The organism is Pseudomonas sp. A39, from assembly GCF_058145955.1.
The window spans coordinates 1-16,033 of record NZ_JBYVMD010000009.1 but is presented as its reverse complement, the minus strand read 5'-3'; the positions used below and the strand labels follow the sequence as shown (position 1 = coordinate 16,033).

Sequence of the window (16,033 nt, the reverse complement as noted above, 5' to 3'; positions counted from 1 at the left end):
TCCTTACTCAGCACTGCTGCTGAAATCGAGATCTTGGCCTGGCTGAAGGGAGATAACTGCCTTCTTCCAGTCATTACGCTTGCCCAGACCGCGAGCAGTGCGCTTGCTCTTACCCAGAACATTCAGGGTAGTAACACGCTCTACTTTCACGCTGAACAGGCTTTCGACGGCCTTCTTGATTTCCAGCTTGGTTGCGTCAGTTGCAACCTTGAAAACGAACTGGCCTTTCTTGTCAGCCAGAACCGTAGCCTTTTCGGAAACGTGCGGGCCAAGCAGAACTTTAAATACGCGTTCCTGGTTCATCCCAGCAGCTCCTCGAATTTCTTCACGGCCGACACGGTGATCAACACCTTGTCGTATGCGATCAGACTAACTGGATCGGAACCTTGCACGTCACGTACATCAACGTGTGGCAGGTTGCGAGCAGCCAGGTACAGGTTCTGATCAACAGCTTCCGACACGATCAAAACGTCGGTCAGGCTCATGTTGTTCAGTTTGCCCAGCAGATCTTTGGTTTTTGGACTCTCAACAGCGAAATCCTGAACCACGACCAGACGGTCAGTACGCACGAGTTCAGCAAGGATGGAGCGCAGAGCTGCGCGGTACATCTTCTTGTTGAGCTTCTGCGAGTGATCCTGTGGACGAGCTGCGAAAGTGGTACCGCCGCCACGCCAGATTGGGCTACGGATAGTACCGGCACGAGCACGGCCAGTACCTTTCTGACGCCAAGGGCGCTTACCGCCACCACGAACGTCGGAACGGGTCTTTTGCTGCTTGCTACCTTGACGGCCGCCGGCCATGTAGGCCACGACTGCTTGGTGAACCAGCGTCTCGTTGAACTCGCCGCCAAACGTCAGTTCGGAAACTTCGATCGCTTGAGCGTCATTTACATTTAATTGCATGTCAGCTTCCCCTTAACCGCGAGCCTTGGCCGCTGGACGTACAACCAGGTTGCCGCCAGTAGCGCCAGGAACAGCACCCTTGACCAACAACAGATTGCGTTCAGCGTCGACGCGCACTACTTCGAGGGACTGCACGGTCACGCGCTCAGCGCCCATATGACCGGACATTTTTTTGCCCTTGAATACACGACCAGGAGTCTGGCACTGGCCAATAGAGCCCGGGACGCGGTGGGAAACGGAGTTACCGTGAGTGTTGTCTTGGCCACGGAAATTCCAACGCTTGATCGTACCCTGGAAGCCTTTACCTTTGGACTGACCGGTTACATCAACCAGTTGACCAGCGGCGAAGATTTCAGCGTTGATCAGATCGCCAGCCTGGTAGTCGCCGTCTTCGAGACGGAACTCCATAACAGTGCGACCAGCTGCAACGTTTGCTTTAGCGAAGTGACCTGCTTGAGCAGCAGTCACGCGCGAAGCACGACGCTCGCCGACAGTGACTTGCACTGCACGATAGCCATCGGTCTCTTCAGTTTTGAACTGGGTGACGCGATTCGGTTCGATCTCAATGACCGTAACCGGAATGGAGACACCTTCTTCGGTGAAAATACGGGTCATACCGCATTTACGACCGACTACACCAATAGTCATGTTGTAAACCTCATGAGTGTACGGGGCTTTCACCCGCTATGGCCGCCCATTTCAGAGCGTTACACGACTAAGACCCAAGTCTTAGCCGAGGCTGATCTGTACTTCCACACCGGCCGCCAGATCGAGCTTCATAAGTGCATCAACGGTTTTATCCGTTGGCTGGACGATGTCCAGTACGCGCTTATGAGTACGGATCTCGTACTGGTCACGCGCGTCTTTGTTGACGTGCGGGGAGACCAGAACGGTGAACCGCTCTTTACGGGTAGGCAGTGGAATTGGACCACGCACTTGAGCACCAGTACGTTTCGCGGTTTCCACGATTTCCTGGGTGGATTGGTCGATCAGGCGATGGTCAAAAGCCTTCAACCTGATACGGATTTGCTGATTTTGCATTGGATTTCAGACTCCGGCTGCTATTCCCAGCGAGCGCAATACGCCCGTTAAAAGGAGGCGCAATTCTATAGACGCCCCAGATAGGTGTCAACCCAATAAAAAAGGCCCCCGCTAAGCGGGGGCCTTCTCAAAAAAACCGAGCTATCTCAGAAGAGATAATTACTCGATGATTTTAGCTACAACACCAGCACCAACGGTACGGCCGCCTTCGCGGATAGCGAAACGCAGACCGTCTTCCATTGCGATGGTTTTGATCAGGGTGACAACCATTTTGATGTTGTCGCCTGGCATTACCATCTCAACGCCTTCCGGCAGCTCGCAGTTACCAGTCACGTCAGTAGTACGGAAGTAGAACTGTGGACGGTAGCCTTTGAAGAACGGAGTGTGGCGACCGCCTTCTTCTTTGCTCAGCACATACACTTCAGCTTCGAACTTGGTGTGCGGCTTAACCGAACCTGGCTTGACCAGAACCTGGCCACGCTCAACGTCGTCACGCTTGGTACCACGCAGCAGAACGCCGCAGTTCTCGCCAGCACGACCTTCGTCGAGCAGCTTACGGAACATTTCAACACCGGTGCAGGTGGTGACGGTAGTGTCACGCAGACCAACGATTTCCAGTGGATCTTGAACCTTAACGATACCGCGCTCGATACGACCAGTCACAACAGTACCACGACCGGAGATCGAGAATACGTCTTCGATTGGCATCAGGAACGGCTTGTCGATAACACGGACTGGATCTGGGATGTAGCTGTCCAGAGTCTCAACCAGTTTACGAACGGACGTGGTGCCCATTTCGTTGTCGTCTTTGCCTTCCAGAGCCATACGAGCAGAACCGATGATGATCGGAGTGTCGTCGCCTGGGAAGTCGTAAGTGCTCAGCAGATCGCGCACTTCCATCTCAACCAGTTCCAGCAGCTCAGCGTCGTCTACCAGGTCAGCCTTGTTCAGGTAAACCACGATGTACGGAACGCCTACCTGACGGGACAGCAGGATGTGCTCACGGGTTTGTGGCATCGGACCATCAGCGGCCGAGCAAACCAGGATCGCGCCGTCCATCTGGGCAGCACCGGTGATCATGTTCTTCACATAGTCAGCGTGACCTGGGCAGTCAACGTGAGCGTAGTGACGGATCAGCGAGTTGTATTCAACGTGCGCGGTGTTGATGGTGATACCACGAGCTTTCTCTTCTGGTGCGCTGTCGATTTTATCGAAATCAACGATTGCAGAACCGAATACTTCGGAGCAAACGCGAGTCAGAGCAGCAGTCAGAGTGGTTTTACCGTGGTCAACGTGACCGATAGTGCCAACGTTGACGTGCGGTAGGGAACGATCAAATTTTTCTTTAGCCACGACAATTAACTCCTTGCCTAAAGGACTGAATCAGCCTTGTTTTTTGGATACAGTTTCAGCGATGTGCGCCGGAGCTGTGTTGTATTTTTTGAATTCCATAGAGTAGCTTGCGCGACCCTGGGACATGGAGCGAACGTCGGTCGCATAACCGAACATCTCACCCAACGGAACCTCGGCGCGAATCACTTTGCCGGAAACCGTGTCTTCCATACCCAAGATCATGCCGCGACGACGGTTAAGGTCGCCCATGACATCACCCATATAGTCTTCAGGTGTAACAACTTCTACCGCCATGATTGGCTCAAGCAACTCACCACCGCCCTTCTGGGCCAGTTGCTTGGTTGCCATGGAAGCAGCCACCTTAAACGCCATCTCGTTGGAGTCGACGTCGTGGTAAGAACCGTCAAAAACGGTTGCTTTCAGGCCGATCAGCGGATAGCCGGCAACAACACCGTTCTTCATCTGCTCTTCGATACCCTTCTGGATAGCAGGGATGTATTCCTTAGGAACAACACCACCTACTACTTCGTTCACGAATTGCAGACCTTCCTGACCTTCGTCAGCAGGAGCAAAACGGATCCAGCAGTGACCGAACTGACCACGACCGCCGGACTGACGAACGAACTTGCCTTCGATTTCACAGTTCTTCGTGATGCGCTCACGATAGGAAACCTGAGGCTTACCGATGTTGGCTTCGACGTTGAACTCACGGCGCATCCGGTCAACCAGGATGTCCAGGTGCAACTCGCCCATGCCGGAGATGATCGTTTGACCAGTCTCTTCATCAGTTTTGACGCGGAAAGATGGATCTTCCTGAGCAAGCTTGCCCAGAGCGATACCCATTTTTTCCTGGTCATCCTTGGTCTTAGGCTCTACGGCAACCGAAATAACCGGCTCCGGGAAGTCCATGCGAACCAGGATGATTGGCTTGTCAGCGTTGCACAAAGTTTCACCAGTGGTGACGTCCTTCATGCCGATCAAGGCCGCGATGTCACCAGCGCGCACTTCCTTGATTTCTTCACGGGCGTTTGCGTGCATTTGCACCATACGACCCACGCGCTCTTTCTTGCCTTTAACCGAGTTGATCACGCCGTCGCCGGAGTTCAACACGCCCGAGTAAACACGGACGAAGGTCAAGGTACCCACGAATGGGTCAGTGGCAATTTTAAATGCCAGAGCGGAGAACGGTTCTGCGTCGTCTGCGTGACGCTCCAGCTCGATAGTCTCGTCATCCGGGTCGGTACCCTTGATGGCAGGAATATCAACAGGTGCTGGCAGATAGTCGATCACAGCATCGAGAACCAGGGGTACACCCTTGTTCTTGAACGAGGAACCGCAAACAGCCAAGACGATCTCACCAGCAATAGTACGCTGACGCAGAGCAGCCTTGATTTCCACGTTGGTGAGTTCTTCACCTTCGAGGTACTTGTTCATCAGCTCTTCGTTGGCTTCAGCCGCAGCTTCAACCATGTTGTTGCGCCACTCGTCAGCCAGTTCCTGCAACTCTGCAGGGATAGGCTTGCGAACAGGAACCATACCTTTGTCAGCGTCGTTCCAGTAAACCGCTTCCATGGTCAGCAGATCGATCTGGCCTTGGAAGTTGTCTTCGGAACCGATAGCCAACTGGATTGGCACTGGGGTGTGACCCAGACGTTGCTTGATCTGACCGATCACGCGCAGGAAGTTGGCACCAGCACGGTCCATCTTGTTTACGTAAACAAGACGTGGAACGCCGTATTTGTTGGCTTGACGCCATACGGTTTCCGACTGAGGCTCAACACCCGAGGTGCCGCAGAACACAACGACAGCGCCGTCGAGTACGCGCAGGGAACGCTCAACTTCAATGGTGAAGTCTACGTGGCCTGGGGTATCGATTACGTTGAAACGGTGCTCGTCTTTGTACTGCTTCTCGGAACCCTTCCAGAAGGCGGTAATAGCAGCAGAAGTAATGGTAATACCACGCTCCTGCTCCTGAACCATCCAGTCTGTGGTCGCGGCGCCGTCATGCACCTCGCCCATTTTGTGACTTTTGCCGGTGTAAAACAGTACGCGCTCAGTGGTGGTGGTTTTACCAGCATCCACGTGAGCAACGATACCGATGTTACGGTAGCGGCTAATCGGAGTAGTACGAGCCATAAAGCCCTCGCAAAATTAGTGAAGCTAAGATTAGAAGCGGTAGTGCGAGAAAGCTTTGTTAGCTTCAGCCATACGGTGCACGTCTTCACGCTTCTTAACAGCAGCACCTTTACCTTCAGCAGCGTCCAACAACTCGCCGGCCAAACGCAGAGCCATAGACTTCTCGCCACGCTTACGGGCGAAGTCTACCAACCAGCGCATTGCCAGGGCGTTACGACGGGACGGACGAACTTCAACCGGAACCTGGTAAGTAGCACCGCCTACACGGCGCGACTTCACTTCGACCAGCGGAGCGATGGCGTCGAGAGCTTTCTCGAAGATTTCCAGGGGGTCGCTGTTCTTGCGTTCTTTAACCTTTTCCAGCGCGCCATAAACGATACGCTCGGCAACGGCTTTCTTGCCGCTTTCCATCACGTGGTTCATGAACTTGGCCAGAATTTGGCTTCCGTATTTTGGATCGTCAAGCACTTCGCGCTTGGCTGCTACGCGTCTTCTTGGCATGGATAAGCCCTCAAACGGTCTTCAGGTTCGCTCGGAATCGGTGCCCTTTCGGGACGCCTCCGACCTTACTCTTATCGACTCAGAAAATAAGATGATTCAGTTTTGCAAAAAGCCGCTACTACTTAGGCTTCTTGGTACCGTACTTCGAACGACCCTGGTTACGACCTTTAACGCCGGAAGTATCCAAGGAGCCGCGTACGGTGTGGTAACGAACACCTGGCAAGTCTTTTACACGACCGCCGCGGATCAGTACCACGCTGTGCTCTTGCAGGTTGTGACCTTCACCACCGATGTACGAGGAAACCTCGAAACCGTTGGTCAGGCGCACACGGCATACTTTACGCAGTGCCGAGTTAGGTTTTTTCGGCGTAGTGGTATACACGCGAGTGCATACGCCACGACGTTGCGGGCAGTTCTGCAGCGCAGGCACGTCGGATTTCTCGACGATACGCTTACGCGGCTGACGTACCAGCTGGTTGATAGTTGCCATCTACTAGCTCCACTGTTGTCTTGCGACGCTATTGTCTTGCAAGAAAAGCAAAATGGCAGGAACGAATTCCCGCCAAATTTAGGGGTACAAGAGTCTAAAGAGGATCTTGCCCCCAGTCAAGGCAAGGCCCCGACCTCCCCTCTCGTCGAACCGGGGCAAATTTGCCTCGTTCCGACGAATGGGGCTGCCAGGGCCCGGACTTATCTAGTGCAGAACTCAGTTACCGCTTGAGTTCAGTGCTTCGGTCAGTGCAGCTTCCACTTCACTGGCGCTTACGCGCAACGGCTTGTCAGCATCACGGCGGCGCTTGCGCTCGCTGTGGTAAGCCAAACCGGTACCTGCCGGGATCAGACGACCCACGACCACGTTTTCTTTCAGGCCGCGCAGGTAATCGCGCTTGCCGGTTACCGCTGCTTCGGTCAGTACGCGAGTGGTCTCCTGGAAGGAGGCCGCCGAGATGAACGACTCAGTGGACAACGACGCCTTGGTGATACCCAGCAACACACGAGTGAACTTGGAGACAAACTTGTCTTCCGCGCCCAGACGTTCGTTCTCTACCAGTACGTGAGTCAGTTCCATCTGGTCGCCCTTGATGAAACTGGAATCGCCGGATTCAGCGATTTCAACTTTACGCAGCATCTGACGCAGGATGGTCTCGATGTGCTTATCGTTGATCTTCACGCCTTGCAGGCGGTAAACGTCCTGGATCTCGTTAACGATGTACTTGGCCAGCGCACTCACACCCAGCAGACGCAGGATGTCGTGTGGATCGCTTGGGCCGTCGGAGATAACTTCGCCGCGGTTTACCTGTTCGCCTTCGAACACGTTCAGGTGACGCCACTTCGGAATCAGCTCTTCGTACGGATCGCTACCGTCGTTCGGGGTAATAACCAGACGGCGCTTGCCTTTGGTCTCTTTACCGAACGCGATGGTGCCGCTGACTTCAGCCAGAATCGACGCTTCTTTCGGACGACGAGCTTCGAACAAGTCGGCAACACGCGGCAGACCACCGGTGATGTCGCGGGTTTTCGAAGTTTCTTGCGGGATACGCGCGATAACATCACCGATCGCGATCTTCGCACCATCCGCCACACCGACCAAGGCGTTGGCTGGCAGGAAGTACTGAGCGATTACGTCAGTGCCTGGCAGCAACAGATCCTTGCCGTTGTCATCGACCATCTTCACGGCAGGACGGATGTCTTTACCGGCAGCTGGACGATCTTTGGCGTCGAGTACTTCAATGTTGGTCATACCGGTCAATTCGTCAGTCTGACGCTTGATCGTGATGCCTTCTTCCATGCCCACGTAGGTCACGGTACCTTTCATTTCGGTAACGATTGGGTGAGTGTGCGGGTCCCACTTAGCCACGATTGCGCCAGCGTCGACCTTGTCACCTTCTTTAACCGAAATCACAGCACCGTACGGCAGCTTGTAGCGCTCACGCTCACGACCGTAGTCATCAGCGATCGCCAGCTCACCGGAACGGGACACAGCAACCAGGTGGCCATCCACTCGCTCAACGTGTTTCAGGTTGTGCAGACGGACGGTACCGCCATTCTTCACCTGAACGCTGTCGGCTGCAGAGGTCCGGCTTGCCGCACCACCGATGTGGAACGTACGCATGGTCAGCTGGGTACCCGGCTCACCGATGGACTGGGCAGCGATAACGCCGACCGCTTCACCGATGTTCACTTGGTGACCACGAGCCAAGTCACGACCGTAGCACTTGGCGCAGATGCCGTAGCGGGTTTCGCAGCTGATCGGCGAGCGAACGATCACTTCGTCGATGCTGTTGAGTTCGATGAACTCGACCCACTTCTCGTCTACCAGGGTGCCTGCAGGAACAATAATTTCCTCGGTACCTGGCTTGAATACGTCACGGGCGATTACTCGACCCAGTACGCGCTCACCCAACGGCTCTACAACGTCGCCGCCTTCGATGTGCGGAGTCATCAGCAGACCGTGCTCGGTACCGCAGTCGACTTCAGTCACAACCAAGTCTTGTGCAACGTCTACCAGACGGCGAGTCAGGTAACCGGAGTTAGCGGTTTTCAACGCGGTATCCGCCAGACCTTTACGAGCACCGTGAGTCGAGATGAAGTACTGAAGTACGCTCAAACCTTCACGGAAGTTCGCAGTGATCGGCGTTTCGATGATAGAACCGTCCGGCTTGGCCATCAGGCCACGCATACCGGCGAGCTGACGGATCTGCGCAGCAGAACCCCGTGCGCCCGAGTCGGCCATCATGTACATCGAGTTGAACGACTCTTGATCAACTTCTACACCATGACGGTCGATAACCTTTTCTTTCGAAAGGTTAGCCATCATCGCCTTCGACACTTCGTCGTTGGCCTTGGACCAAAGGTCGATCACCTTGTTGTACTTCTCGCCCTGGGTTACCAGGCCGGATGCGTACTGGCTTTCGATCTCTTTCACTTCATCGGTAGCAGCACCGATGATCTGGGCTTTTTCATCCGGGATAACGAAGTCGTTAACACCGATCGAAACGCCGGAAATGGTCGAGTAAGCAAAACCTGTGTACATCAACTGGTCAGCGAAGATCACGGTCTCTTTCAAACCAACCACGCGGTAGCACTGGTTGATCAGCTTGGAGATCGCCTTTTTCTTCATCGGCAAGTTAACAACGTCGTACGACAGACCTTTTGGCACAACTTGATACAACAGCGCACGGCCGACAGTGGTGTCGACGATACGGGTGTTGGTCACGCTGCCGCCATCACGGTCATTGACGGTTTCGTTGATCCGCACTTTGACCTTGGCGTGCAGGGCGGCTTCGCCGGCACGGAACACACGGTCAACTTCTTGCAGATCAGCGAATACACGACCTTCGCCCTTGGCGTTGATCGCTTCACGCGTCATGTAGTACAGACCCAATACAACGTCCTGCGACGGAACGATGATTGGCTCACCGTTGGCTGGCGACAGAATGTTGTTGGTCGACATCATCAACGCACGCGCTTCCAACTGGGCTTCCAGTGTCAGCGGTACGTGCACGGCCATTTGGTCGCCGTCGAAGTCGGCGTTGTACGCAGCACAGACCAGAGGGTGCAGCTGGATAGCCTTACCTTCGATCAGTACCGGTTCAAACGCCTGGATACCCAGACGGTGAAGGGTCGGTGCACGGTTGAGGAGAACCGGGTGTTCGCGAATCACTTCAGCGAGAACGTCCCAAACCTCTGGCAGTTCGCGCTCTACCATTTTCTTGGCCGCTTTGATGGTGGTCGCGAGACCGCGCATTTCCAGCTTGCCGAAGATGAATGGCTTGAACAGCTCAAGTGCCATCTTCTTAGGCAGACCGCACTGGTGCAGACGCAGGGTCGGGCCTACGGTAATTACCGAACGACCTGAGTAGTCAACACGCTTACCGAGCAAGTTCTGACGGAAACGACCTTGCTTACCCTTGATCATGTCAGCCAGGGATTTCAGAGGACGCTTGTTGGAACCGGTGATAGCGCGGCCACGACGACCGTTGTCGAGCAAGGCATCGACAGCTTCCTGCAACATACGCTTTTCGTTGCGCACGATGATGTCCGGAGCGGACAGATCAAGCAGGCGCTTCAAGCGGTTGTTACGGTTGATCACGCGGCGGTACAGGTCGTTAAGGTCGGACGTCGCAAAACGACCACCGTCCAACGGTACCAGCGGACGCAGGTCTGGCGGCAGAACCGGCAGAACGGTCAGCACCATCCACTCTGGCAAGTTGCCGGAACCCTGGAAGGCTTCCATCAACTTCAGACGCTTGGACAGCTTCTTGATCTTGGTTTCCGAGTTGGTTTGCGGAATTTCTTCGCGCAGGCGGCCAATCTCGTGCTCCAGGTCGATAGCGTGCAGCAGTTCGCGGACAGCTTCGGCACCCATGCGGGCATCGAAATCGTCGCCAAACTCTTCCAGCGCTTCGAAGTACTGCTCGTCGTTCAGCAGCTGACCTTTTTCAAGGGTGGTCATGCCTGGATCGATAACGACATAGCTCTCGAAATAGAGAACGCGCTCGATATCACGCAGGGTCATGTCCATCAGCAAGCCGATACGGGACGGCAGCGATTTCAGGAACCAGATGTGGGCAACCGGCGAAGCCAGTTCGATGTGCGCCATGCGCTCACGACGAACCTTGGCCAGTGCAACTTCAACGCCGCACTTCTCGCAGATAACGCCACGGTGCTTCAAGCGCTTGTACTTACCGCACAGGCACTCGTAATCCTTTACCGGGCCAAAGATCTTGGCGCAGAACAGGCCGTCACGCTCAGGTTTGAACGTACGGTAGTTGATGGTTTCCGGCTTTTTAACTTCACCGAACGACCACGAACGGATCATCTCAGGCGATGCCAATCCAATACGGATGGCGTCGAACTCTTCGACTTGACCCTGGTTTTTCAGCAAATTCAGTAGGTCTTTCAAGGCCTTTCCTCCTGGCGGAGCAGAGAGCGGGCTAAACAGCCCCGCTCTCGATTCGCGTCACGTGTTATTCGGTTTCCAGATCGATATCGATGCCGAGGGAACGAATTTCTTTGATCAACACGTTGAAAGACTCGGGCATGCCCGGCTCCATACGGTGATCGCCGTCCACGATGTTTTTGTACATCTTGGTCCGACCGTTCACATCGTCCGACTTCACTGTGAGCATTTCTTGCAGAGTGTAAGCAGCACCGTATGCTTCCAGTGCCCAGACCTCCATCTCCCCGAAACGCTGACCACCGAACTGAGCCTTACCACCCAGCGGCTGCTGGGTAACCAGGCTGTACGAACCGGTAGAACGAGCGTGCATCTTGTCGTCTACCAAGTGGTTCAGCTTCAGCATGTACATGTAGCCAACAGTAACCGGGCGCTCAAACTTGTTGCCGGTACGGCCGTCGAACAGCTGCATCTGGCCGCTTTCTGGCAGATCTGCCAGTTTCAGCATGGCCTTGATTTCGCTTTCCTTGGCACCGTCGAACACCGGGGTAGCCATTGGAACGCCGCCGCGCAGGTTCTTCGCCAGATCCAGGATTTCCTGGTCGGAGAAGGTATCCAGCTCTTCTTTGCGGCCGCCGATCTCGTTGTAGATCTCGTGCAGGAACTTGCGCAGGTCAGCAACCTTGCGCTGCTCTTCGATCATACGGTTGATCTTCTCGCCCAAACCTTTAGCCGCGAGGCCCAGGTGGGTTTCAAGGATCTGACCAACGTTCATACGCGAAGGTACGCCCAATGGGTTGAGGACGACGTCGACCGGGGTGCCATTGGCATCGTGCGGCATGTCTTCAACCGGCATGATCACGGAGACCACACCCTTGTTACCGTGACGACCGGCCATCTTGTCGCCCGGCTGGATGCGGCGACGGATTGCCAGGTAAACCTTGACGATTTTCAGCACGCCTGGAGCCAGGTCATCGCCCTGCTGCAGTTTGCGCTTCTTGTCTTCGAACTTGTCGTCCAGCAGACGGCGGCGATCAACGATGTAGGCCTGGGCCTTCTCGAGCTGCTCGTTCAGAGCATCTTCAGCCATGCGCAGTTTGAACCACTGGCCGTGCTCAAGACCGTCGAGGATTTCGTCGGTGATGTCCTGACCTTTTTTCAGGCCTGCGCCGCCTTCGGCCTTGTGGCCTACCAGCGCGGAACGCAGACGTTCGAAGGTCGCGCCTTCAACGATACGGAACTCTTCGTTCAGGTCCTTGCGGATCTCGTCGAGTTGAGTCTTCTCGATGGACAGCGCACGAGCATCACGCTCAACACCATCACGGGTGAAGACCTGTACGTCGATGACAGTGCCCTTGGTACCGGTAGGTACGCGCAGGGAGGTGTCTTTAACGTCGCTGGCTTTTTCACCGAAGATGGCACGCAGCAGTTTTTCTTCCGGCGTCAGCTGGGTCTCGCCTTTCGGAGTGACCTTACCAACCAGGATGTCGCCTGCGCCTACTTCGGCACCTACGTAAACGATACCGGCTTCGTCCAGCTTGTTCAGTGCAGCTTCACCCACGTTCGGGATGTCTGCAGTGATTTCTTCTGGCCCAAGCTTGGTGTCACGTGCCACACAGGTCAGTTCCTGAATGTGGATCGTGGTGAAACGGTCTTCTTGAACAACACGCTCGGACAGGCAGATGGAGTCTTCGAAGTTGAAGCCGTTCCATGCCATGAACGCGATGCGCATGTTCTGACCCAGTGCCAATTCACCCATGTCGGTGGACGGGCCGTCAGCCATGATGTCGCTGCGCTGAACGCGATCACCCTTACGTACCAGCGGACGCTGGTTGATGCAGGTGTTCTGGTTCGAGCGGGTGTATTTGGTCAGGTTGTAGATGTCGACACCGGCTTCGCCAGTTTCAACTTCGTCATCGGCAACACGAACCACGATACGGCTGGCATCAACGGAGTCGATCACGCCGCCACGACGAGCCACGACGCAAACGCCGGAGTCACGGGCTACGTTACGCTCCATGCCGGTACCTACCAGCGGCTTGTCAGCACGCAGGGTGGGTACAGCTTGACGCTGCATGTTGGAACCCATCAACGCACGGTTGGCGTCATCGTGCTCCAGGAACGGGATCAGCGACGCAGCAACCGAAACTACCTGCTTCGGCGATACGTCCATCAAGGTGACGTCTTCCGGCGCCTTGACGGTGAACTCGTTCAAGTGACGAACAGCTACCAGCTCGTCGATCAGGACTTTCTTGTCGTTCATCGTGGCCGAAGCCTGAGCGATCACGTGATCAGCTTCTTCGATGGCGGACAGGAATACGATCTCGTCGGTGACCAGAGCGTCTTTCACCACACGGTACGGGCTCTCGAGGAAGCCATACTGGTTGGTGCGCGCATAAGCGGCCAGGGAGTTGATCAGACCGATGTTCGGACCTTCCGGCGTTTCGATCGGGCATACACGACCATAGTGCGTCGGGTGTACGTCACGAACTTCAAAGCCTGCACGTTCACGCGTCAGACCGCCCGGGCCCAGTGCGGAAACACGGCGCTTGTGGGTGATCTCGGAGAGCGGGTTGTTCTGGTCCATGAACTGCGAGAGCTGGCTGGAACCGAAGAACTCTTTCACCGCCGCAGCCACTGGCTTGGCGTTGATCAGGTCTTGCGGCATCAGGCCTTCGCTTTCAGCCATCGACAGACGCTCTTTGACCGCACGCTCAACACGTACCAGGCCAACGCGGAACTGGTTCTCGGCCATCTCGCCTACGCAGCGAACACGACGGTTACCCAGGTGGTCGATGTCATCGACAATGCCTTTGCCGTTACGGATGTCGACCAGAGTCTTCAGGACCGCAACGATGTCTTCCTTGCACAGCACGCCTGAACCTTCGATCTCGGTACGACCGATACGACGGTTGAACTTCATCCGGCCGACCGCAGACAGGTCATAACGCTCAGGGCTGAAGAACAGGTTGTTGAACAGGGTTTCGGCAGCGTCTTTGGTTGGTGGCTCGCCAGGACGCATCATGCGATAGATCTCGACCAGCGCTTCCAATTGGTTGCTGGTGGAGTCGATCTTCAATGTGTCGGAGATGAACGGACCGCAGTCGATATCGTTGGTATACAGGGTTTCGATGCGAACGACCTGAGCCTTGGCGATTTTTGCCAGGATCTCGGTGTTCAGCTCGGTGTTGCACTCAGCCAGGATTTCGCCTGTGGCCGGGTGAACAATAACCTTAGCGGTGGTGCGACCCAGGACGTAGTCCAGAGGCACGTCCAACGACTTGATACCGGCTTTTTCGATCTGGTTGATGTGGCGCGCAGTAATACGACGGCCAGCTTCAACAATGACCTTGCCCTTTTCATCCTGGATGTCCAGTACGGCAATTTCACCACGCAGACGCGAAGCAATCAGCTCCAGGCTGAGGGTTTCATCCTTCAGGCTGAATACGTTGGTAGTGTAGAAAGCGTCCAGCACTTGCTCAGTGGTATAGCCGAGCGCACGCAGCAGTACCGAGGCCGGCAGCTTGCGACGACGGTCGATACGCACGAACACGCAGTCTTTCGGGTCGAACTCGAAGTCCAACCACGAACCGCGGTACGGAATGATCCGCGCGGAGTACAGGAGTTTGCCGGAGCTGTGCGTCTTGCCGCGGTCGTGGTCGAAGAACACGCCCGGGGAACGGTGCAGCTGGGAAACGATAACACGCTCGGTACCGTTGATAACGAAGGTACCGTTCTCAGTCATCAATGGGATTTCGCCCATGTAGACTTCTTGCTCTTTGATGTCCTTGATCGCTTTGTTCGACGATTCTTTGTCGAAAATGATCAGGCGGACTTTTACCCGCAAAGGTACGGCGTACGTGACACCGCGCAACACGCATTCTTTGACATCAAATGCCGGTTCGCCCAGGCGATAACCGACGTACTCCAGCGCAGCATTGCCGGAGTAGCTGATGATCGGGAAAACGGATTTGAAGGCCGCATGCAGGCCCACGTCGCGGAACTGATCTTTGGTCGCTCCCGCCTGCAAGAATTCACGATACGAATCCAGCTGGATAGCCAGAAGGTACGGGACATCCATGACGTCCGGCAACTTGCTAAAGTCCTTGCGGATACGTTTTTTCTCAGTATATGAGTAAGCCATCAGCGTTCCCCAGCTTGGTCACCTGCTTGTTTGGCCCCTCCCGACGGGAGCAGCCAGAAAATCGTGCAAACCCCATGGTTTGCGCCACCGCATCGGGTGGTTACAACTCGTTACCAGCACCGACCCAGTCGGCTGCCAATAACGGAAAAAGGCCGGTGGCAAGAGCCACCAGCCATCAGCCTGTCGCTTAACGCTCGGGCTGGAGGTGCAAAGTCGATGCTTACTTCAGCTCGACTTTAGCGCCTGCTTCTTCCAGAGTTGCTTTGGCTTTGTCAGCTGCGTCTTTCGAAACAGCTTCCAGAACCATCGCAGGAGCGCCGTCAACTACAGCCTTGGCTTCTTTCAGGCCCAGACCGGTCAGTTCACGTACTGCCTTGATCACGTTAACTTTCTTCTCACCAGCTTCGGTCAGCATGACGTTGAATTCAGTTTGTTCTTCAACAACGGCAGCAACAGCAGCTGGACCAGCGGAAGCAGCGGCAGCGGAAACGCCGAACTTCTCTTCCATGGCCTTGATCAGCTCAACGATTTCCAGAACGGATTTTTCGCCGATTGCTTCGATGATTTGGTCGTTAGTCAGAGACATGACTATAAATTCCTGTATTGGGGTGACAGCCTACGCGGCCATCGAAATAAACAATAAACGCTGAAAGGAGTCGCTCAGCCTTAGGCTGCGGCAGCTTCTTTCTGGTCGCGAAGGGCCGCCAGAGTACGAGCCAATTTGCTGGTTGCGCCTTGAATCACGCTCATCAGCTGAGAAATTGCTTCGTCACGGGTCGGCAGACTTGCCAGTACGTCGATCTGATTAGCTGCGAGGAACTTGCCCTCGAACGCAGCTGCCTTGATCTCGAACTTATCCTGACCTTTTGCGAATTCTTTGAAGATACGAGCAGCAGCGCCCGGATGTTCTTTCGAAAATGCAATCAAGGTCGGGCCGGTGAACACGCCGTTGAGCACGTCATATTGAGTGCCAGCAACGGCGCGCTTGAGCAGGGTGTTACGTACAACACGTACGTATACGCCAGCTTCACGAGCCTCTTTACGGAGTCCGGTCAT

12 protein-coding genes are annotated in these 16,033 nt (G+C 55.1%); all 12 read right to left on the bottom strand.

Annotated elements, in window-relative coordinates; translation table 11 throughout:
• Positions 1–3: 3 nt before the first annotated feature.
• A complete protein-coding gene (gene rplW, locus AC3ZU9_RS09130; protein WP_002555488.1) occupies positions 4–303 on the bottom strand; it encodes a 50S ribosomal protein L23 in 300 nt (99 codons plus the stop codon).
• Positions 300–902 carry a 50S ribosomal protein L4 gene (gene rplD, locus AC3ZU9_RS09125; RefSeq protein WP_003176424.1) on the bottom strand — a complete coding sequence of 201 codons (603 nt, stop codon included), beginning with the start codon at positions 900–902 and terminating at the stop codon, positions 300–302. Before rplD ends, rplW begins: the two co-directional genes overlap by 4 nt.
• Before the next feature lie 12 nt (positions 903–914).
• On the bottom strand, positions 915–1,550 hold the full coding sequence (gene rplC, locus AC3ZU9_RS09120; RefSeq protein WP_003194649.1) for a 50S ribosomal protein L3: 636 nt from the start codon (positions 1,548–1,550) through the stop codon (positions 915–917).
• Positions 1,551–1,631: 81 nt separating this feature from the next.
• On the bottom strand, positions 1,632–1,943 hold the full coding sequence (gene rpsJ / locus AC3ZU9_RS09115) for a 30S ribosomal protein S10 (RefSeq protein WP_003186070.1): 312 nt from the start codon (positions 1,941–1,943) through the stop codon (positions 1,632–1,634).
• Between the two features lie 159 nt (positions 1,944–2,102).
• Positions 2,103–3,296 carry an elongation factor Tu gene (tuf, locus tag AC3ZU9_RS09110; protein ID WP_003176426.1) on the bottom strand — a complete coding sequence of 398 codons (1,194 nt, stop codon included), beginning with the start codon at positions 3,294–3,296 and terminating at the stop codon, positions 2,103–2,105.
• Positions 3,297–3,326: 30 nt separating this feature from the next.
• Positions 3,327–5,432, bottom strand: a complete 2,106-nt coding sequence (gene fusA / locus AC3ZU9_RS09105; RefSeq protein WP_015886136.1) for an elongation factor G — start codon at positions 5,430–5,432, stop codon at positions 3,327–3,329.
• A gap of 30 nt (positions 5,433–5,462) precedes the next feature.
• Positions 5,463–5,933, bottom strand: a complete 471-nt coding sequence (gene rpsG / locus AC3ZU9_RS09100; protein ID WP_002555493.1) for a 30S ribosomal protein S7 — start codon at positions 5,931–5,933, stop codon at positions 5,463–5,465.
• 118 nt (positions 5,934–6,051) lie between these two features.
• Positions 6,052–6,423: a 30S ribosomal protein S12 gene (rpsL, locus tag AC3ZU9_RS09095; protein ID WP_002555494.1), complete on the bottom strand. Its 372-nt coding sequence runs from the start codon at positions 6,421–6,423 to the stop codon at positions 6,052–6,054.
• 216 nt (positions 6,424–6,639) lie between these two features.
• Positions 6,640–10,839 (bottom strand): DNA-directed RNA polymerase subunit beta', encoded by a 4,200-nt coding sequence (gene rpoC / locus AC3ZU9_RS09090; RefSeq protein ID WP_015886137.1) that lies wholly within the window; start codon positions 10,837–10,839, stop codon positions 6,640–6,642.
• 64 nt (positions 10,840–10,903) lie between these two features.
• A complete protein-coding gene (gene rpoB, locus AC3ZU9_RS09085) occupies positions 10,904–14,977 on the bottom strand; it encodes a DNA-directed RNA polymerase subunit beta (protein ID WP_015886138.1) in 4,074 nt (1,357 codons plus the stop codon).
• 220 nt (positions 14,978–15,197) lie between these two features.
• Positions 15,198–15,563: a 50S ribosomal protein L7/L12 gene (rplL, locus tag AC3ZU9_RS09080; protein WP_008073881.1), complete on the bottom strand. Its 366-nt coding sequence runs from the start codon at positions 15,561–15,563 to the stop codon at positions 15,198–15,200.
• Between the two features lie 80 nt (positions 15,564–15,643).
• The coding region (rplJ, locus tag AC3ZU9_RS09075; protein WP_490090622.1) for a 50S ribosomal protein L10 at positions 15,644–16,033 on the bottom strand (390 nt) is incomplete at its 5' end.

Coding starts and splice junctions, on each gene's coding strand:
- rplW (WP_002555488.1), bottom strand. CDS start 303: ATGAACCAGGAACGCGTATTTAAAGTTCTGCTTGGCCCGCACGTTTCC.
- rplD (WP_003176424.1), bottom strand. CDS start 902: ATGCAATTAAATGTAAATGACGCTCAAGCGATCGAAGTTTCCGAACTG.
- rplC (WP_003194649.1), bottom strand. CDS start 1,550: ATGACTATTGGTGTAGTCGGTCGTAAATGCGGTATGACCCGTATTTTC.
- rpsJ (WP_003186070.1), bottom strand. CDS start 1,943: ATGCAAAATCAGCAAATCCGTATCAGGTTGAAGGCTTTTGACCATCGC.
- fusA (WP_015886136.1), bottom strand. CDS start 5,432: ATGGCTCGTACTACTCCGATTAGCCGCTACCGTAACATCGGTATCGTT.
- rpsG (WP_002555493.1), bottom strand. CDS start 5,933: ATGCCAAGAAGACGCGTAGCAGCCAAGCGCGAAGTGCTTGACGATCCA.
- rpsL (WP_002555494.1), bottom strand. CDS start 6,423: ATGGCAACTATCAACCAGCTGGTACGTCAGCCGCGTAAGCGTATCGTC.
- rpoB (WP_015886138.1), bottom strand. CDS start 14,977: ATGGCTTACTCATATACTGAGAAAAAACGTATCCGCAAGGACTTTAGC.
- rplL (WP_008073881.1), bottom strand. CDS start 15,563: ATGTCTCTGACTAACGACCAAATCATCGAAGCAATCGGCGAAAAATCC.